Origin of the sequence: Paenibacillus hebaui, from assembly GCF_051934385.1 — a bacterium.
GTDB lineage: Bacteria > Bacillota > Bacilli > Paenibacillales > Paenibacillaceae > Paenibacillus.
The window spans coordinates 4,841,505-4,858,419 of the sequence record NZ_CP196836.1; the positions used below are offsets into that span (position 1 = coordinate 4,841,505).

General features: G+C 49.4%; 13 protein-coding genes. 3 read left to right on the forward strand and 10 right to left on the reverse strand.

Going from position 1 to position 16,915, the window contains the following annotated elements; translation table 11 throughout:
- The first annotated feature begins 376 nt into the window (after nt 1-376).
- Nucleotides 377-1,249, forward strand: a complete 873-nt coding sequence (locus ACR32F_RS21990; protein ID WP_440110751.1) for an AraC family transcriptional regulator — start codon at nt 377-379, stop codon at nt 1,247-1,249.
- Nucleotides 1,250-1,520: 271 nt separating this feature from the next.
- Here ACR32F_RS21990 and ACR32F_RS21995 read toward each other — a convergent pair whose 3' ends face one another.
- The 6 genes from ACR32F_RS21995 to ACR32F_RS22020 form a co-directional block, all read right to left on the reverse strand.
- The gene (locus ACR32F_RS21995) at nt 1,521-2,417 is read right to left on the reverse strand and encodes a hypothetical protein (RefSeq protein WP_440110753.1); all 897 of its coding nucleotides are present in this window, start codon (nt 2,415-2,417) and stop codon (nt 1,521-1,523) included.
- A 35-nt stretch (nt 2,418-2,452) separates the two neighbouring features.
- Complete coding sequence (locus ACR32F_RS22000) at nt 2,453-3,820, reverse strand: nucleotide sugar dehydrogenase (protein ID WP_440110755.1); 1,368 nt, start codon at nt 3,818-3,820, stop codon at nt 2,453-2,455.
- Between the two features lie 149 nt (nt 3,821-3,969).
- The gene (locus ACR32F_RS22005) at nt 3,970-4,773 is read right to left on the reverse strand and encodes a response regulator transcription factor (protein ID WP_440110757.1); all 804 of its coding nucleotides are present in this window, start codon (nt 4,771-4,773) and stop codon (nt 3,970-3,972) included.
- Nucleotides 4,774-5,025: 252 nt separating this feature from the next.
- Nucleotides 5,026-6,426, reverse strand: a complete 1,401-nt coding sequence (locus ACR32F_RS22010; protein WP_440110759.1) for a glycosyltransferase family 2 protein — start codon at nt 6,424-6,426, stop codon at nt 5,026-5,028.
- Nucleotides 6,427-6,448: 22 nt separating this feature from the next.
- Entirely contained in the window at nt 6,449-7,657 is a 1,209-nt protein-coding gene (locus tag ACR32F_RS22015; RefSeq protein ID WP_440110761.1) for a HEAT repeat domain-containing protein, read from the reverse strand.
- A gap of 26 nt (nt 7,658-7,683) precedes the next feature.
- Nucleotides 7,684-9,909, reverse strand: coding sequence for a hypothetical protein (locus tag ACR32F_RS22020; RefSeq protein WP_440110763.1), 2,226 nt, complete (start codon nt 9,907-9,909; stop codon nt 7,684-7,686).
- Between the two features lie 1,078 nt (nt 9,910-10,987).
- Between ACR32F_RS22020 and ACR32F_RS22025 the strand changes: the two genes are divergently transcribed.
- Both ACR32F_RS22025 and ACR32F_RS22030 read left to right on the forward strand, forming a co-directional pair.
- A complete protein-coding gene (locus ACR32F_RS22025) occupies nt 10,988-12,232 on the forward strand; it encodes a DNA polymerase IV (RefSeq protein ID WP_440110765.1) in 1,245 nt (414 codons plus the stop codon).
- Nucleotides 12,229-12,570 carry a YolD-like family protein gene (locus ACR32F_RS22030; protein ID WP_440110767.1) on the forward strand — a complete coding sequence of 114 codons (342 nt, stop codon included), beginning with the start codon at nt 12,229-12,231 and terminating at the stop codon, nt 12,568-12,570. Before ACR32F_RS22025 ends, ACR32F_RS22030 begins: the two co-directional genes overlap by 4 nt.
- 386 nt (nt 12,571-12,956) lie before the next feature.
- Here ACR32F_RS22030 and glsA read toward each other — a convergent pair whose 3' ends face one another.
- The 4 genes from glsA to ACR32F_RS22050 all read right to left on the reverse strand — a co-directional run bounded on the left by glsA (nt 12,957) and on the right by ACR32F_RS22050 (nt 16,909).
- The gene (glsA, locus tag ACR32F_RS22035) at nt 12,957-13,898 is read right to left on the reverse strand and encodes a glutaminase A (protein ID WP_440110769.1); all 942 of its coding nucleotides are present in this window, start codon (nt 13,896-13,898) and stop codon (nt 12,957-12,959) included.
- A gap of 115 nt (nt 13,899-14,013) precedes the next feature.
- A complete protein-coding gene (locus tag ACR32F_RS22040; RefSeq protein ID WP_440110771.1) occupies nt 14,014-14,496 on the reverse strand; it encodes a GNAT family N-acetyltransferase in 483 nt (160 codons plus the stop codon).
- 196 nt (nt 14,497-14,692) lie between these two features.
- On the reverse strand, nt 14,693-15,931 hold the full coding sequence (locus ACR32F_RS22045) for an L-lactate MFS transporter (protein ID WP_440119980.1): 1,239 nt from the start codon (nt 15,929-15,931) through the stop codon (nt 14,693-14,695).
- Between the two features lie 180 nt (nt 15,932-16,111).
- Nucleotides 16,112-16,909 carry a LytR/AlgR family response regulator transcription factor gene (locus ACR32F_RS22050; protein ID WP_440110773.1) on the reverse strand — a complete coding sequence of 266 codons (798 nt, stop codon included), beginning with the start codon at nt 16,907-16,909 and terminating at the stop codon, nt 16,112-16,114.
- Nucleotides 16,910-16,915: the final 6 nt, after the last annotated feature.

Below are 16,915 nucleotides of genomic sequence, written 5' to 3' on the forward strand. Positions count from 1 at the left end.
GGTACAGTTTACTCTTGTCCCCAGATTTTTTCAATTCCCTTTTCAAGGTGTAAATCCGGTGACAAAGGCGCACGCTGCGCTTCTCCAGGTCTTTTCTGTCCCCTTCGTTGCCGTGTCATTCTTTAAATAAATTTATTAGGCATACATACACCCGAATGCCGATTAATTAACTTGGTTTAATGGGTATGGACATCATAACAATTGATTTGTCTGTGATCAATGTCATTTCGCGGCCATTTTATTTTGTCATTTTGTGGTGAATTCACAGAAATAGGTTTTCTCGATCTTGAATATGCATAAAACCCACCTGTATAATAGGTTATAAAGAAAACGTGCAGAGATTACCAACTAAACTTATATCAAAGAGGTGTTCCTGATGACCGAGAGCATGAAGGAGGACCACCACGAGTTTTTGGATATCATTTTTTTTACACCGTCTGAATTCGAGAAAGCCGGTGGCGCCTGGCCGATTCGCATCGGCCGTAATATAGCCAAGAGCAACTATCATATTGGCCCTCGTACCACGCCTTATCATTATTTGCTGTTTGTGCTGGAGGGGGAAGGTACATTTATCCAGAATGGAGAACGCTATTCCCTGCGTGCCCGCGATGCATTCTGCCTGTATCCGCAGGTTACCCACGAGTACTGGTCTGACCCGAAGGAGTCTTTGCACAAAATTTTCATTGCTTTTGATGGAAAACATGCAACTGAACTTCTGGCACGAATCGGGCTTACCCCAGACGCGCCACATCGCTCAGGTGTACTCACCCCGGAGACGGCAAGTGGCATGCGTGCCTTTATGGAAGAGGTTCGCAAACCTCAGGGAGGTGCAAGCGACCTGGGACGACTGACCCGTTTCCTCGGATTGTTTGACCGGATTGCCAAATCGCCATCTACCCAAGTACTCCAACCGGACTCTGCTACGCCCTGGCTGCAAAAGGGCAAAGAGTACATGGATATTCATTTTGCCGGCGGTATCACCGTGGAAGGCGTATCTTCGCATGCTGGCGTGGATCGGACTCATTTTGCCAAACAGTTCCGCAAAGCCTATGATCTGTCTCCCATGCAATATATCCAGCAATTGAAAATGAATCAGGCCAAGCGTCTGCTCGTGCAGACTACACTAAGCTTAACTGAAGTGGCTCATTCCGTGGGTTACCCTGACTTGTTCTCCTTCTCCAAAGCGTTCAAAAAGCAGGTCGGCCTGCCTCCCAATCGCTATCGCATAACAGAAAACAGCAAAGGGTGAGGAACTCCCTTTCACTTCCCCGCCCGTGATTCGTGCACCGAGCACCGAGCACCGAGCACCGAGCACCGAGCACCGAGCACCGAGCACCGAGCACCGAGCACCGAGCACCGTACCAAGTTTAACGGATTGCGATGGACTCCTGTATATCAGCGATCAGCGTTCTGCAAAATCCACCACCAAAAAAGGCAAGCCCCTTCAACCCGGGACTTGCCTTCTTTCTATACTATGATTCTGTTCTCTATAACGGTTCTGATTACGTTGACTCCAATGCCTATTGCTTTTTCTCATCCTTGCGTGCAAGTGGAATACCGTTTTCCTTCGCATACCATGCTTCATAATGATGTACCGCCACACCCTCAAAAGAAGAATGCGAGGAACCCAGATCGAACACCTTCGCAATCTCATCATCCATGTTGCTCATCGGTTTGCTGAAGAAAGTCAGGTGATCACCTTCATGGGTATCCGCCAGCTCGGCTCCAACCCAGACCTTCTTGCCAAGCTCATCCGCTTCGTCCAGCTCTTCCTTGGACAGATCATACATCTGCTGCCCGCTATCCCGGTAAGCCATGAGCGCCACTGCATCGAAGTGGGAGATGACCCAGCGGCTGAATGTACCGTCATCCTCAGCCGACTGACGGGCATCAAGCCAGAACGGAATTGCAGCGCTCATGTACAGCCCGGCATCCTCGCCCGCTTCCGTCCAGGCCTTTATGTTCTCGCTCCACTCTGCAATGACGCTACTCTCCTCGTTCTCCCAGCGTTTCAACTGATAAGGCTCCACATCCAGTTGAATGCCTTCAAAGCGTTCATTTTTGGCCGAAGATGTATTGTATGCTCGTATTCGCTCGATAAACGCAAGCCCGTCATCCCGCTTCTCCTTATAAGCCCAGTCTGCATGACCATTAAGCGCATGCACTTCGATCTCGGCCTGCCGGGCAGCCGCAATGAATTTGCGGTATGTCGCGTCTGGCACCTCATCCTGGATTTGCAGGAAAATGGTGTCCACACCCTGCTCTTTGGAAAAGGAGATAATCTCCGGGGTCTGCTCTGTAATAATGGACGCGTCCCACAGCCAGGTCGCTTTATGTTCCTCGGTAGAGAACCATTTGAACATCCAGGACAGAAGCAGCAGGCACAACACCACAGCCAGTACGGCCCATTTAGCCATACCCACCATCTTGCCCCGTTGCCTCATATATTTCCTCAGACGAGCAACGCTTCACTTGGCTCAAGCACAGGGTGCTGTACCGAGTGACCAATCTTGTAAATATGCGGATGTTTGTACGTCTGGAATGCATTACGCGTATCCAGAATCGGTACACCCATCTCGGCAATATCAAAGTAAGGCAGATCGCTGTGGTTGGTGATCAGCACGATGCAATCGTACTTTTTGAACTGCTCCAGATTGAACGCTTCGCTGTGTACGGTCTCGCCATGCTTGTCCTGGAAGGAATCCGCATGCGGGTCGTAATAGCTAACATTGGCTCCACTTTCCTTATACAATTCATATAATTCCAGTCCTGGTGATTCACGCAAATCCGCAATATTGGGCTTGTAGGACATCCCGAGCAACAGAATGTTGGATTTCCGTATAGACTTCGCGTATTCGTTCAGAATGGTTGATGTTTTGTTCAGGACATAATACGGCATGTTGTCATTGGTGGATTGCGCCAGCTCAATGAATTTGCTGTAGAAACGGAAGCCTTTGGCCTTCCATGACAGGTACATCGGGTCCAGCGGAATGCAGTGTCCACCGATCCCTGGACCTGGATAGAATGGCATGAAACCAAATGGCTTCGTTGCAGCCGCGTCAATCACTTCCCAGATATCGATTCCCATGCGGTCACACATCATCGCCATTTCATTGACGAAGGCAATGTTTACACTACGGAACGTGTTCTCCAGCAGTTTGGACATTTCAGCCACTTTTGGCGAAGATACAGGGACAACGGTTTGTACATATTTACTGTACAATGCTGTTCCAAGTTTGAGGCAGGCTTCGGTGGTGCCCCCGATCACTTTTGGTGTATTAAAGGTCGTGAATCGTCCGTTGGACGGGTCTACACGTTCAGGCGAGAAGCAAAGGAAGTAGTCTTTGCCTGCTTCCTGTCCGATCTTGTCCAGCTTCTGCTGGATCAGTTCCTCGGTTGTACCCGGATAGGTTGTGCTCTCCAGCGTAATCAGCATGCCCGGCTTCATATGCAGCTTGATCTGATCCACTACGGTCTCAATGTAAGACGTATCCGGGTCCTGATTTTCACTAAGTGGTGTCGGTACGCAGATGCTCAGGGCATCAATCACGCGCAGCATGCCGTAATCCGTGGTTGGCTGGAAACGACCACTTTGCATGACTTTTTTCAATTCTTCGGACGAAATATCGTGAATATAGGAATTTCCTTGATAGATGCTCTCTACTTTGGACGCATCCAAATCAATTCCGATTACCGTGAAACCTTGATTGACCATTTCCACGGCAAGTGGAAGTCCTACGTAACCGAGCCCGACGACGCCGAGTACCGCTTCTTTGTTTTCAATTGCATTCAGTAATGTGTGGAATTGTTGATTCTCCATGATATTCCCTCCGGACAGTGTATTTGGTTTATGCTTAAAATCCGTTTAAATAGATGTCTGTCTACTCTTGTTTCTCTGGTTCTGATTCATGGTGAAGCTAGGTTTTTACTGTAAACTTCATATGTTCAGCTGTTCTTCCAGGGCATCTGCTAATGCAGGCAACGCCTGATTCGGGCATCCAGCTCCACAGGTGAGAAGGGTTTCGTCATATAATCATCGACTCCGCTGCGGAAGCATTGACTGATCGTCTGCTCGACACGTTGCTCGGTCAATACAACAATTTTGGGTGGCTGCTCCATCTCCAGCTTCTGGATATGATGAATGAACGGCAGACCATCGATGCCATACAGATTCAGTTCGGTGAGCACCAGGTCTGGTGTGACTTTCTCAATCAACTCCAGTGCAGCCAGTCCATCGACAGCTTCATAGGTTTCGTATCCCTGCATTTTCAGACGCAACTGCAGGAATTCGCGTACCGTCGGATCATTGTCCACAATCAAAATGCGTTCCGGCTCGTCCGCCGTAGTGTCCAGCGTGTAGATATGAATTTCCGATGGGTCTACCAGCTTCGAAGATTCAGCCATATGCTGAATGGTTGCCTTTGAAGGACGCTCACCTTCTGTGAAACTTGCCAGCGTGATTTGCGGATCGGAACCAGGTACCGTCTCCTGCAGCTCATGCTTGATGCGAAGCCCCTCATAGTGAACCTCATCTAGCGTCAACCCTGGCAGCAGGACGGCAATCGCCTGTGTGGCTCCATCCTTCCACACCTGGAAGGCAGACTCGATCGTCTGCTCCAGATGTGTCCTGACCTGCTGCTCAGGTTGAGACTGTCCTGCACAATGGATGAACATTAAGCCACATGTTTCGGCACCCGTTTCCTTCAAACCCTGTTCCACACTGCGATACACATTAACCTCAGCCTCACGCTGCAATGTCGCCGTATTTGGCATGTTCTTTTCCACCCTTCTCCTCGGTTATCTATACAAGTCCAACTAATGGGTATTTACACTGACACTTCGATAACAGAACAACCTTCCGATCGCTGTTATCCCCAGATTTTTTGATTCCTTTCTGAAAGGGAAATCCGGGGATAAAGGCGAACGCTTCGCTTCTTCAGGTTATTTCTATCCTCTCCGTTATCGTGTAAATGTCTAGTTGAACATACATAGTGTTTCTGCAATGTTACCTTGATTACGCTGTGCTCAAGCCGCTTCGCTTGACCCTTTTTCTTCCTCAGACCAGCTCTGGCGTGTCATGGTACCCCATGAATTGTTTTTTTGCATGAACTGAATGTGACCCTGCAATCTCCACAGCACGCCCAGTTGATGATAGCCGACAAATTTCAGAGCGGAGTAGACCAGCATTTTGACCAGATCGGACAGCTTGTTATACCGTTTGAATGCAATTTCCTCAAGCACAAGTGCGCCTACACTCAGCAGATAACCACTCACAATGTTGAGCAATCCAAACAGAACAAGTATCGGCCACTGCGTCATATCCAGAAGTACATATCCCGTGAGGGCGAGAAGTCCGGTAATTCGAAAATACGGATTGAACGCTTCAAAAAGGATGTTGTATGGCATGGTCAGCATCCCCATGACCTTATATTTCGGGTTAAACAACATGTCACGATTCTCAAGCATGTTCTTCAGATTTCCGCGTCCCCAGCGCTTGCGCTGACTGGACAGGATTCGGTACGAATCCGGTGCCTGTGTCCAGCACACCGCTTCGGGACAGAAGGCTACGCGGTATTTCAATTTGTTCTCCAGCATATAACGATGAAGCTTGATGATAATGTTCATGTCTTCACCCGGATAACCGTCCCGATATCCTCCCACCGCGATAACTGCGTCCTTGCGGAATAGGCCAAAGGCACCCGATACGATAATCAGACCGTTCATGTGACTCCAGCCGATCCGTCCGCCCAGAAAGGCTTTGAGATACTCGATGGACTGGAACATGGGCCAAATCTTGCGAGGCAGTGAAACATCCTGTACCGCCCCGTTCTCGATTTTGCAGCCGTTGGCTATCCGTACATCGCCACCAATTGCTACGGTCTCTTCGGGATTCTCCATATACATGCGTGCCATGCGGATCAGGGCATCCTTCTCCAGCAATGAATCGGCATCGATGGAAGAAATCAGTGGATAATGGGACAGGTTAATCCCTGCATTGAGTGAATCGGCCTTCCCGCCGTTTTCCTTATCAATGACATACAGATCTGGGAATTCCGGGTTGTGGTATATCCCGCGAATTTTCTGACAGGCAATCTTGCCCCGAATCTTCGTATTGGGTACCGGCTTCAGGCGATATTCTTCCAGAAGCACCTTCAGGGTGGTGTCACTGGAGCCATCATTCACCACAATGACTTCATAGGTTGGATAATTCAGCGTCATCAGACAGTTCACATTTTCAATAATCGTCAGTTCCTCGTTGTACGCAGGCACCAGCAAGGAAACCGAAGGTACCAGTTCCGATCCTGCCAATGTATTGTATTTGGAATAATGCGACCGCCTGAAGATCGTCCAAATGTTACGGAATGATAGAGCTAGAATGGAAAAATAGAGCGTATTTACGGCAACGACATAATAGATTGCTACCATGCCGTAGATTAATAATAGATCCCTAAGCAGTGTAATCCCCTCCTACCGCAGCTACACCTGTACGTTTCTTGCTTGGCCGATTCCCTCGTACGGGACCGAAATACCGATCATACAGCAGCCTTTTTTTGTTATGTGCAATCATCTGGTCCACGGCTTTGTGGTCTGTTCCTGAGTACTGCATCGTGCTCTCGATCTGCTGCATCGCAATTTCGCGTTCAGCTCCTGTACCTTGTACCGCAGCCTGACACAGGGCTTCAAATCCCGGTTCACCCAGCTTGCTCAGGCTCTCCGCACTGTTATAGCGAACGCCCCAGTCTTCATCCCGCAGCGCTTTGCGCAGCAATGGAATACTGCCTGATGCATGCTTCGAACCGAGCGCCTGAACCACCTCGGCACGCACTTCCGGGTCTGAATCCTGCATGAGTTTCAGAATCGTCTCATCCCGAAGTGCCGGACTTGCGCTAAGATACAGCTTCACTGCTTCAGCTCGTACATCCTGATGTTCTGCGCCAACCAGTCTGTCGAGTGCAGGCATCACTTCTGGTACAGCCTGTCCCCACATCGCAACGAGCCCTACTTTGACCAAGTCGGGATTGCGATCTTCCAGCAACTCCATCAGAAGTCTGCTGGTGTCCTGACTGGTTTCGAGCAGAATATCAGCTGCCAGATGATGAATCGATTTTCCTTTGCTCAACAGCAGTGCGAGCATGTCTTTCAGTTCACCCTGCCGGGTCGTACATCTTGCAATTGAACGAGCAATCATAATGGCCATCGGGCCGGGCTTCTCATCCTTGAGCAAGGCCATCAAGCCTGGCACAGCTTCCGGACAACGCATACCGCCCAGACGATAAGCCGCATCGATCTGGCGACCATAACTCAGACGCTCCAGTTCCTTCAGATCATGCTCTACAAAACCCGCTTCGCGGCTCAGGACAATCAATTTGTCACGATACTCGCCCTTGAACTGGTCGATCCATTCAATAAGCTTGTTCTGGATGACCCGACGCTCCATGGGAGCCAGCTTGCCTGGTGGTAATCTCAGTGGGCCATCCTCCGTCAACGCCGTCTGCAGATAAGTGAAGTAATCACGCTGCTTCAGCTCATAAAATTCGGTCTTGCTCCGTTTGCCGTTGTGGGACATTTTCATGGCAAACAGCAGGATCACCCCCACAGCAACGAGCGCTGTACAGATGTATAGAAATAGATAAGCCAAAGCCAAATTCGGAAACATGTGAAAAGGTCCTCCTTTATACTCATTTATTCGGTCTGAAAACTAGGAATTTGTTCATAACGTTTCTTCATTTCTTCGTAGCTTAGCTTCAGTCGCTCACTGTACTGCACCTGCTCCCATGGCTGCCAGCTGTACACAGGCAACGTGTTCACATCCAGTGTCCTCTGTTCGCCACCAGGCCAAGAGATGTTGCCAGTGGAACGATCCATTAGCCAGGGAATCAGCGTTATGCCTTGGACCGCAACCGTTTCGAATTCCTGTCCACCCTTCAGCGCGCCATACTTGATCGCTTGTAGTGAACTCGGGTCACCGAATCCAAGCAGCATCCAGGGAATACGCATCTCCACCTGATTACCGCTATACTGCCAGGCCGTTAACGAATCCGTATCGGACTGACCCGGAGCTGTTGTTCCCCGCTTCAATGTACCCACCTTTTCATTCATGAACGGTTGCGCGGACCGGGTATCCGGCGGGGTCATTCTCAGGCTGACTACCAGATTCCATGGATGAAATGGATCTGCCACATTCCCTTGCTCTTCGGGCAGCATCACGTAACCGTCCTTGCCGTACAGGCGCTGGTTAAAGTCATAGTCCTTGGCGATCTCCACCTGTGATTCAGCATCCTGTCCCAGCGTGATCACCGTTTCGAGACCATCACTGAGGGTTCGATTCGGCAGACGCTTGCCAGGCTGATTGCCACCATCCAGCGTATTCGTCCCGATGTGCAGCAAGGTCTGGTCCGGGTTAAAAGGTTGATCCAGCGTCATGCCAATGTACAAGTAGGCTTCATCATGGGTCATCTTCATCTCCTTGATGCCATCCACCTTGCCTTGCCAGACGGTGGTCTCTTCGTCCTTCAGTTCGTTCCAGTCATCCAGCTTTCCGTCGATGGTCAGCTGTTCCTGTTTACCTGGGTCCATGGCGAGCAGACCAAACATCTTCTCATTCGTTAGCACATTCAGCCAGAAGGAGCGCCGATCTGCCGGAATTTCCAGCGGCATCGTGTTCCAGGTTTTTTTGAACCATTCATCCTGCCACATGAACAAAATCGCTCCCGCATACCCTTCGTCATAAATATCCTGGGTCAGCGACGCGTCGATCTCTCCCTGCTCTACCTCGTTATGCCCGCCCTGATCCCGGCCTCCCATCCCCAGATGGGAAATCCCAAGTGAAGACGGTACACCATACTCTGTAATCATTACAGGCATATCGGAAAACTCGGCTTTTAGCCTGCGCAGATAACTTTTGTACGTATTGTACTCGCCGTTCGCATCTTGGATAGTCCGAAGTGTTGAGTCCGTATGGAACAAGTCCGGATAATAAGGGTACACATGGTACGCTGCAAAATACCCGCCCTGCCACTCTTCCGGCTGAATGTGACGCGCATCCACACTGACCAGATCCTCCTCAAACAGCGGCTCGCCCGGATGATCCAATACATCGGTTGTCACCCAATTGGTGAAGGTCATCGGATGCTCCCAGCCATACTTTTTCTCCAGGACTGCGGTATGATCCAGCAGCTCTGCCAGCCAATTCTCGAACGGTGATGCATCCTGCGTCCCGGAAAAATGAACGCCCTTGTACTGCGGCACATCCGGATGGCTCTCATTCGTGTTGTTCACCATCGAAGGGTCCCACTCGGTACCCACATGCCAAGCCATCAGGTATTTCCCGGCATTCGTCTTATATTTCCCGCTAGACTCTCCCTGCTTGGCAGGAATGTCCGCATCGCCATAGACAGCAGATACCGCTTTTTCAATCTCCTGTTTGAACGTCTGCTCAATATGGGCAGCATAGGCATCCTGCTTCTCAATCAATTCTTCTTCTGGCGACCATATGCCCTGTATAAAATATAACGGTTGCTCGCGGCCACGATTATAATCGACCAATGCAGAGTAAAAAATCGGTTCATGCACCGTGTACACTCGGATTACATTGACTCCCAGATCCTCGATCTGCTGGAACCACCGCAAGTAATCCTCTTTGGTCAACGGGAACTCCCCGGGATAATGGCCTGGCGAAGTTGCGCCCAGGTTCACACCTTTGACGAACATCTCCCTCCATGTTCCATCCGGCCCATATTCCATGAATCGGTCTCCATCGGTCTTGAATTTCATCTCTGTGCCGTTCTCCGCTGTGTACGTAACGAGCTGGGGCTGCATGTAATGCCATCCGGCCAATAATCCACCGGTCACTACGGCCGCTCCTGTTAACATCGTCAACAACCAGCGTTTTCTTCTTTGTCTGCTCATGGCTCTTGATTGCTCACCTCTCTAGTATGCATCCTGCTTCATCGTGGATCTTAAATGACATGAAGGTTTGCGGGAAATCCCGCTCGGATGTCCGCTTGGGGTAGAGATGTCAGCGGTGTAGTTCTCACTATAGCTCTAAGACTCTGCATTTGTATCTAGGCTGATGGAAGCAATCATAAACTGCAACATTCTGCCCATAATTCGTAAAAAGCGCCATCAACTGGCATGCAAGAGCCCCTCTGACTCCTATGCTCCCTAGACACGAACTTATGCCACGGTATCCATCGGTTTGATGGGTTCCATCCTGGCACGTCTCTACCCGTTATTGTTATATACAACGCGGATTACAACATTGATTTTCACTTGAACACTTACCCCATTAAACGCAAGGTTTATTTTAAAGTTGCGGACATTTTTACAGTATTAACCATAAAGATTACAAAATTGATACTATAGTCCGATAATGTATCCGCAAAAATCCGCGCCCTATCAAGGTTTTCTGAAAAATGCAGAAAATGAAAAAAGGACGTCAGTCCCCCCTATAGGACTGTGCCCATTTTTATTACTTTTACAAACTGCAGAATGAACACCCGGTCATCACCCAGAAGTCACAGGTTTCTTACATGAAATGTAAAAAAGCACAACTTATTTCCTAAATTCTGACTCTATTAGGTCTGTTCAACAATTGTGTCCAATTTGCAAAATAATTCCGGTTGCCGCAACAGACATTGTCCGATATGCTTATAAAACAGGAACATTTGTTCCATACTGTAAATAAACTGTAAAATAACACGGTTGAATAAACCCCATTTCCGTACCAAAGGTGCATGTTCAAAAAGTCTGTTTTTCAGTACCGAGAAGATGGAATGAAGCTAGAAATGGAGTAGCGGAGCGTAGGGGAAACTACGTGAGCAACTACAATGTTTCCGAAGGAAACAACCTTCGCAAGCATCTACTTATTTCGGCTGAATTTCAACTTCGATGCTGATGATGCCGCTAGGCATGATTCGTAATCAAAAGCGGACTTTTTGAACAACCTCTAAAGCAACCGGATCATGGATGGAAGGAGAGACGTATTATGCCCCGCAAAGACGGACGTGTCATTATGCTGGCAGACTGCCAGTCGTTCTATGCCAGTGTGGAGAAGTCTGCACATCCCGAATACAAGGACCGCCCCCTCGTTGTAGCAGGAGATCCGGCGCGCCGTTCGGGTATTATTCTTGCGGCCTGTCCACTCGCCAAGTCCTATGGAATTACGACAGCAGAACGACTGGGCGAAGCTCTCGCCAAATGTCCGGATGTGGTTGTCGTTCGCCCTCGGATGGCCGAATACATTCGGGTGTCCCTTCATATTACGCGCATCCTTCAGTCTTACACGGATCTGGTGGAACCCTATAGTATTGATGAACAATTTCTCGATGTCACCGGAAGTTTGGACTTGTTCGGCGACCCGGAAACGATTGCACGCAGTATTCAATCCAGGGTTATGGATGAGACGGGCGTATACATTCGTATTGGCATCAGCGATACCAAGGTGGTCAGCAAGATGGCCTGTGATCTGTATGCCAAAAAAGTCCCCGGAGGCATCTGTACGCTACCTCGCAAGGATCTACCGTCCACTATCTGGCAGAAGCCTGTGCGAGACATGTTCATGGTCGGCTCCCGAATGGCGCAGCATCTCTATAAGATGGGGGTTCATACGATCGGTGATCTAGCCCAGACTCCGCTGTCCCGGCTGAGAGATCGTTGGGGTGTGAACGGCGAGGTACTGTGGCGTATCGCCCGAGGTATCGATGATTCCCCGGTCAAACCCGGGACATATGCCCATCAGCAGCAGGGTATCGGACATCAGATGACGCTGCCGCGGGATTATGACTCCTGGGAAGATATCAAGGTGGTACTGCTCGAACTGGCGGAGCTAGTCAGCCGACGTTCCCGGGACAAATCGCTCATGGGTAATGTCGTCTCTGTAGGATGCCGGGGGCAGGATTACGATCGTCCGACCGGATTCTCACGCCAGATGAAGGTGAATGAACCTACCAATATCACCGATGAAGTATACGATGCGGCAGCAGCTCTGTTTCTGCGCCATTGGGACGGATTACCCATTCGCCGCATTAGTGTGTCACTGACCGGACTCGTGCCCGATTCCGAAGTCCAGCTGTCCTGGTTCGATGACCGTGAACGCAAAAGAGAACTGGAACGTGCCACGGATGACATCAAGCGTAAGTTCGGAGAGACCGCGATCATGCGGGCCTCCTCGCTCTGCTCGTCCGCGCAGGCACAGGACCGTTCTCATAAAATTGGAGGTCACTATAAATGAGTAAAAAATTGCAGCAAAACGGGATCTTTGAGTCCTCACGCATGATGCTCCCCGAACACCGGGAAGCTTATATCATCCACCAGGAGCAACTTGCTCCCCGTACCCGGCCATCCCTTGATGCCCAAGCAGCAGAAGAAATGTCCCGTTTGCTCAGTAACTCGATGGTGCTTGGGGATGCTATCACCATCACCCTGTTCCATGAACATGATGATATCCGCTTTACCGGACAGGTACTTCGACTGAACTCTCCTGCCCGTACGCTCAGACTGCTTACGGAAAGCGGGACCCGGGATATTCAGATGAACCTCATTACGGATGTGGTGCTAGCCAATGAATGAATGAGAGGAATAAGCGAGTAAAGCTGAGAAAAACGAAATTTAAGAAAAGACCCAGCCGCTAAGGGCAGGGTCACTTTCGCAAATATTGAACTCGTCAATATGAACTATGTTTTATAGAGCACAGCCGATCAGGGGAATCACCTGTGTAGCTTCTCAGGCAAACGGGCTTGGTAAAAAAGGAGCATTCCACACTCACCCCAGCGTTGCGGGTATTCTATGATAGATGCAGCATAGCCGTTGCCATGCAGGACCGTGATCCTACGCTTCCTTAATGGGTACCTAAAGCAGCCAGCAAAGCGTATCCGCATCCGGTCATTTCGTTCCAAAGAAGCAAAAGGCAGATTTGGTGATTCATCGGCTACTCAGGAGGATGCAGAAATGGATTTTCAGAAAAAACTCCAGTCGAACTCTTTGGAAAGGCGCTCCAGCAGATGAACTCCAGCGATGCTGTTGCCTTTCCGATTCAGGGCCGGCCCTACAAGACCAATACCAAACTGGCCTGGTACCAAGGTGAGAATCCCACCGGATACACCACTCTTTGCGGGCAAACCGACCTCGATTGCGAATTCACCGGATGCATTATACATCCCGCAGGTGGTCATGAAGGTTTTGGCAATCTGTACATAACGGCGAGGGATGAGTTCTTCGCCCGTAATCGGATCAGTTCCATCATAGGCTAACACCAGTGCCATCCGTGCCAGATCCGCACAGGTTACTTCAATGGAGCAGTGACGGAAATACACGGCGAGTACATCTTCCACGTCATCCTTGATTACACCATTGTGCTTCAGAAAATAACCAAGTGACCGGTTCAGGTGACCGCTCTCCGATTCGGACTCGAATACCTCTTCGTTATAGCCCAGCCGATCATTATTCGCCAGCTTGCGGAAAAACTCCAAAATGCGCCGGGATTTCTCTTCCTTGCAATCTCCGCCAATCAGAGACGATACCGTAATTGCACCCGCATTGATCAAGGGATTAAACGGAATGCCCGGCTCCACCAGTTCGAGCTTGATCATTGAGTCATAATCATCCCCGGTGGGTTCTTTTCCTACATTAAAGAAGACTGCTTCTTCCCCATGATCCATCAGGGCCAGAATAAGGGTAAATACTTTGGAAATACTTTGCATCGTAAATGGAACACCGCAATCCCCTGCCGACACATCGTTACCTTCGGCGTCCATGATATGTATACCGAGCTCATCCTGTGAGGCTTTGACAAGCTCCGGAATATAAGAGGCCACTTTGCCCTGCCCGGTGTGCAGACGACTGGTCTCCAGCCACTCCGGCAGTAATAAATTCAGACGCTCCATTGTTGAATTGCTCATATGCATCTCCTCCACATCTCTGGATGAGTATTCTGCATGTACCCGAATGGCGAGTTCCAATCGAAGTGATGCAAAATACCCGGATAGGTATGTATTACCCGTAAGGCCTGTTTCTTTACCGCTTCGCCTGAAGGTTCAATTCCAGGATCTCGCCAGGTAACCCCTCATAATCCCCAACCCATGTGGATACAAAGTTCTGTCTCAGCAATATTCGACGGGATGCCGCATTGGACGGATCGATTACCGCATAGAGTACAGCAATCCCTGCCGCCTGTGCCTGAATAATTAGCCGAGCCGCGATCTTTGTCCCATGCCCTTTCCCCCAATACTCCGGCAAGATCATATAACCCATTTCCGCTCGTGACGGATCGGATTCATCCGGGATCAGTTTGGCGTAGGCCATCCCTGCCCCATCTTCACCAGATATCCGATAATATCCACAATTATTGCCGAGATTATAATTCAGCATGGATTCAAATTCCGCTGTAGCTTCATGCTCGGGAAGAGCACGCTCCGTAATCTGTTGCATGACTTCAATATTGGACACAAGAGCATAATAATCGGCAAAATCAGGTTGCGTGTATTTTACGAAATTCATAATATACCTCCTCTGGATACCAAGCTTGGCTTTACCTCATTAAATTCACCTAAAGTATAACAGAAGCGAACGATGCATTGCACACAACCACCCGACAAGCCATCTGCTTCCGCCCACTCCAATCTCGGCTGTATCAAAAAAGCGGCCTCCGTAGAGACCGCCTGCTTCTTCTATATCATGTAGAACATCACTACGCTCAGCTTGCGCGAGATGAAGGGTTAAGGTTCATCCGTTTGTCACGTTCACGTGCTCGACGACCTTGACCCGGAGGTGTAATAATCAGAGCCAGCAACAGAGAGACCGCACAGAGTACAGCAATTACAATAAAGGTAAGATGGAATCCGCCCAGCAGGGCGCTAATAAACGATCCGGCCAAAGCACCAAATCCAAATCCCTGATAGATGACGCCGTAATTTTTACTCTGATTCTTCAGTCCAAAGTAGTCGGCTACAATCGCCGGAAATACCGTAATATTCCCGCCGAAGCAGAAGGCTACTGCCGCCACACAGGCGAAGAAGATTCCGAAGGTCAGTGGCACCAGACTAAGTGTCATAACGGCTACTGCGGTAACAAGCAGCGCTCCCGCGATGACCTTCATCCGCCCTACTTTATCAGACAACGCACCCAGAATGATACGTCCAGCCGTGTTAAAGATCGCAACCATGGCTACTGCGTTCGCAGCCGTAGCTACATCCAGCCCTGCGAGCTGCACGCCGATATCTTTGACAATACCGATCAGATACAATCCGCTCATACACGCCGTGAAGAAAATAACGAACAGCATATAAGCTTCTTTTGTACGCAGCATTTCTTTGACTGTATAATCACGACGTACTTCCACTTGTTTCGTTCCTTCAGCACTGCTTGCCGGGGCTTGTTCACGAACAACGGCGTCACGAATCAGGAATGATCCGGCAACTACCAGAACAAGGACAATCACTCCCCAATACATAAATGCCTGAGCAGGACCAACAGCACCAATTAATGCCGAGTTCACATATTTGAACAATAGACTACCGGTACCGAAAGCTCCGACGGAGATGCCCGAGATCAGACCTTTTCGCTCCGGGAACCATTTGATCAGATTAGACAACGACGTAATGTATGCCGTGCCATCCGCAAATCCAACCACAAATCCGGCCAAAATGTAAAGCAGTGTTAACGACGTCACTTGAGAACTAAGAACAAGTCCCACCCCAAGCACAATCCCGGCTACACGAATCAGGCGCTGAAGCCCCCAACGTTCCTGCAACCGCCCCGCAAATAATGTAGCAATTGCCAAGGCAAAACTGGTAATCGAAAAAGTTATCGCGACCGAGCTGACGTCCCATCCGAAACGATCAGACAGCGGTTGGTTAAATAAACTCCAAGTGTAGATGGTTCCGAGACCCATTTGAACAATAATGGTTCCCAATACAATAAGCCAGCGATTCATTTTCGTAGGTGCAAATGTTGATTCAGGTGTTGATGAAGCGGATGAAATAGCTGCTTTCATCGTGATCTCCCCTTTGCCGATGTCATATATATGAATGCGTTCACAAGCTAATCATACCTGAAAGGGGATTCACTACATCGATTTGAGCATGAGTTGCATCAGAAGCGGAATGAAATGCCTCTAGATGCGCATGAGCTGCCTGAATTCCTTGACCTTACCACGACTCACGGGTACTTCAGCCTCCAGATCGCGCAGACGGAGCAGATAGGTATTGTTAAACCAGGGCACAATTTCACGGATTTGAGACAGATTCACCAAGTAGGAGCGGTGGCAACGGAAGAAAGTGTCCTGCGGCAGACGGCTGTGAAAATCCGTAATGCTCGCCGGCATGGTGAACTCACCATTTTTGGTATACACCTTCGTCACTTTCTCTTGCGCTTCCGCATAATAGATATCTGCTGTGTCCGTAACAATAATATTCTCATTACGCAGCAGATTAATTCTTCTCCCTGTCAGGGAATCGATATCCCGGATTATAGCTCCCTGTGCAGAATGTCCACCATCAGCAATAAGGGCCTGTCCATCCTCATCAGGATGTTCGTCTGGCACATGATCACGTTTGAATGCCGTCTCCAGCTTATTCAGCATCGCTGCAATTCGTTTCTCATCATAGGGCTTCAGAATATAGTCAAACGCCTCCAGCTCAAAGGCCTCCGCAGCATGTTCCTTGTACGCAGTGGTAAATACAATATAGGGTTTAATGGCAAACTTCCCAATATGATGCGCCAGCATCATGCCATCCAGCGAAGGAATATTGATATCGAGAAAAATAACGTCGACTTCCTGTTCTTGCAGAAATTTCAACACATCGAGTCCATCTTCCAGGCAAGCCACCACCTCAATCTGGCTATGTTCCTGTATTAGATAATTCAGTTCCTCACTTGCAGGAATCTCGTCTTCAACAATAAGGGCTCTCATTGATCA

What these genes read in the sequence shown, in the direction of transcription:
- ACR32F_RS22045 (WP_440119980.1), bottom strand. Translation starts at nt 15,931, where the DNA reads ATGAATCGCTGGCTTATTGTATTGGGAACCATTATTGTTCAAATGGGT.
- ACR32F_RS22020 (WP_440110763.1), bottom strand. Translation starts at nt 9,909, where the DNA reads ATGAGCAGACAAAGAAGAAAACGCTGGTTGTTGACGATGTTAACAGGA.
- ACR32F_RS22015 (WP_440110761.1), bottom strand. Translation starts at nt 7,657, where the DNA reads ATGTTTCCGAATTTGGCTTTGGCTTATCTATTTCTATACATCTGTACA.
- ACR32F_RS22050 (WP_440110773.1), bottom strand. Translation starts at nt 16,909, where the DNA reads ATGAGAGCCCTTATTGTTGAAGACGAGATTCCTGCAAGTGAGGAACTG.
- ACR32F_RS22025 (WP_440110765.1), top strand. Translation starts at nt 10,988, where the DNA reads ATGCCCCGCAAAGACGGACGTGTCATTATGCTGGCAGACTGCCAGTCG.
- ACR32F_RS21995 (WP_440110753.1), bottom strand. Translation starts at nt 2,417, where the DNA reads ATGGCTAAATGGGCCGTACTGGCTGTGGTGTTGTGCCTGCTGCTTCTG.
- ACR32F_RS22030 (WP_440110767.1), top strand. Translation starts at nt 12,229, where the DNA reads ATGAGTAAAAAATTGCAGCAAAACGGGATCTTTGAGTCCTCACGCATG.
- ACR32F_RS22000 (WP_440110755.1), bottom strand. Translation starts at nt 3,820, where the DNA reads ATGGAGAATCAACAATTCCACACATTACTGAATGCAATTGAAAACAAA.
- ACR32F_RS22010 (WP_440110759.1), bottom strand. Translation starts at nt 6,426, where the DNA reads ATGGTAGCAATCTATTATGTCGTTGCCGTAAATACGCTCTATTTTTCC.
- ACR32F_RS21990 (WP_440110751.1), top strand. Translation starts at nt 377, where the DNA reads ATGACCGAGAGCATGAAGGAGGACCACCACGAGTTTTTGGATATCATT.
- ACR32F_RS22005 (WP_440110757.1), bottom strand. Translation starts at nt 4,773, where the DNA reads ATGCCAAATACGGCGACATTGCAGCGTGAGGCTGAGGTTAATGTGTAT.
- ACR32F_RS22040 (WP_440110771.1), bottom strand. Translation starts at nt 14,496, where the DNA reads ATGAATTTCGTAAAATACACGCAACCTGATTTTGCCGATTATTATGCT.
- glsA (WP_440110769.1), bottom strand. Translation starts at nt 13,898, where the DNA reads ATGAGCAATTCAACAATGGAGCGTCTGAATTTATTACTGCCGGAGTGG.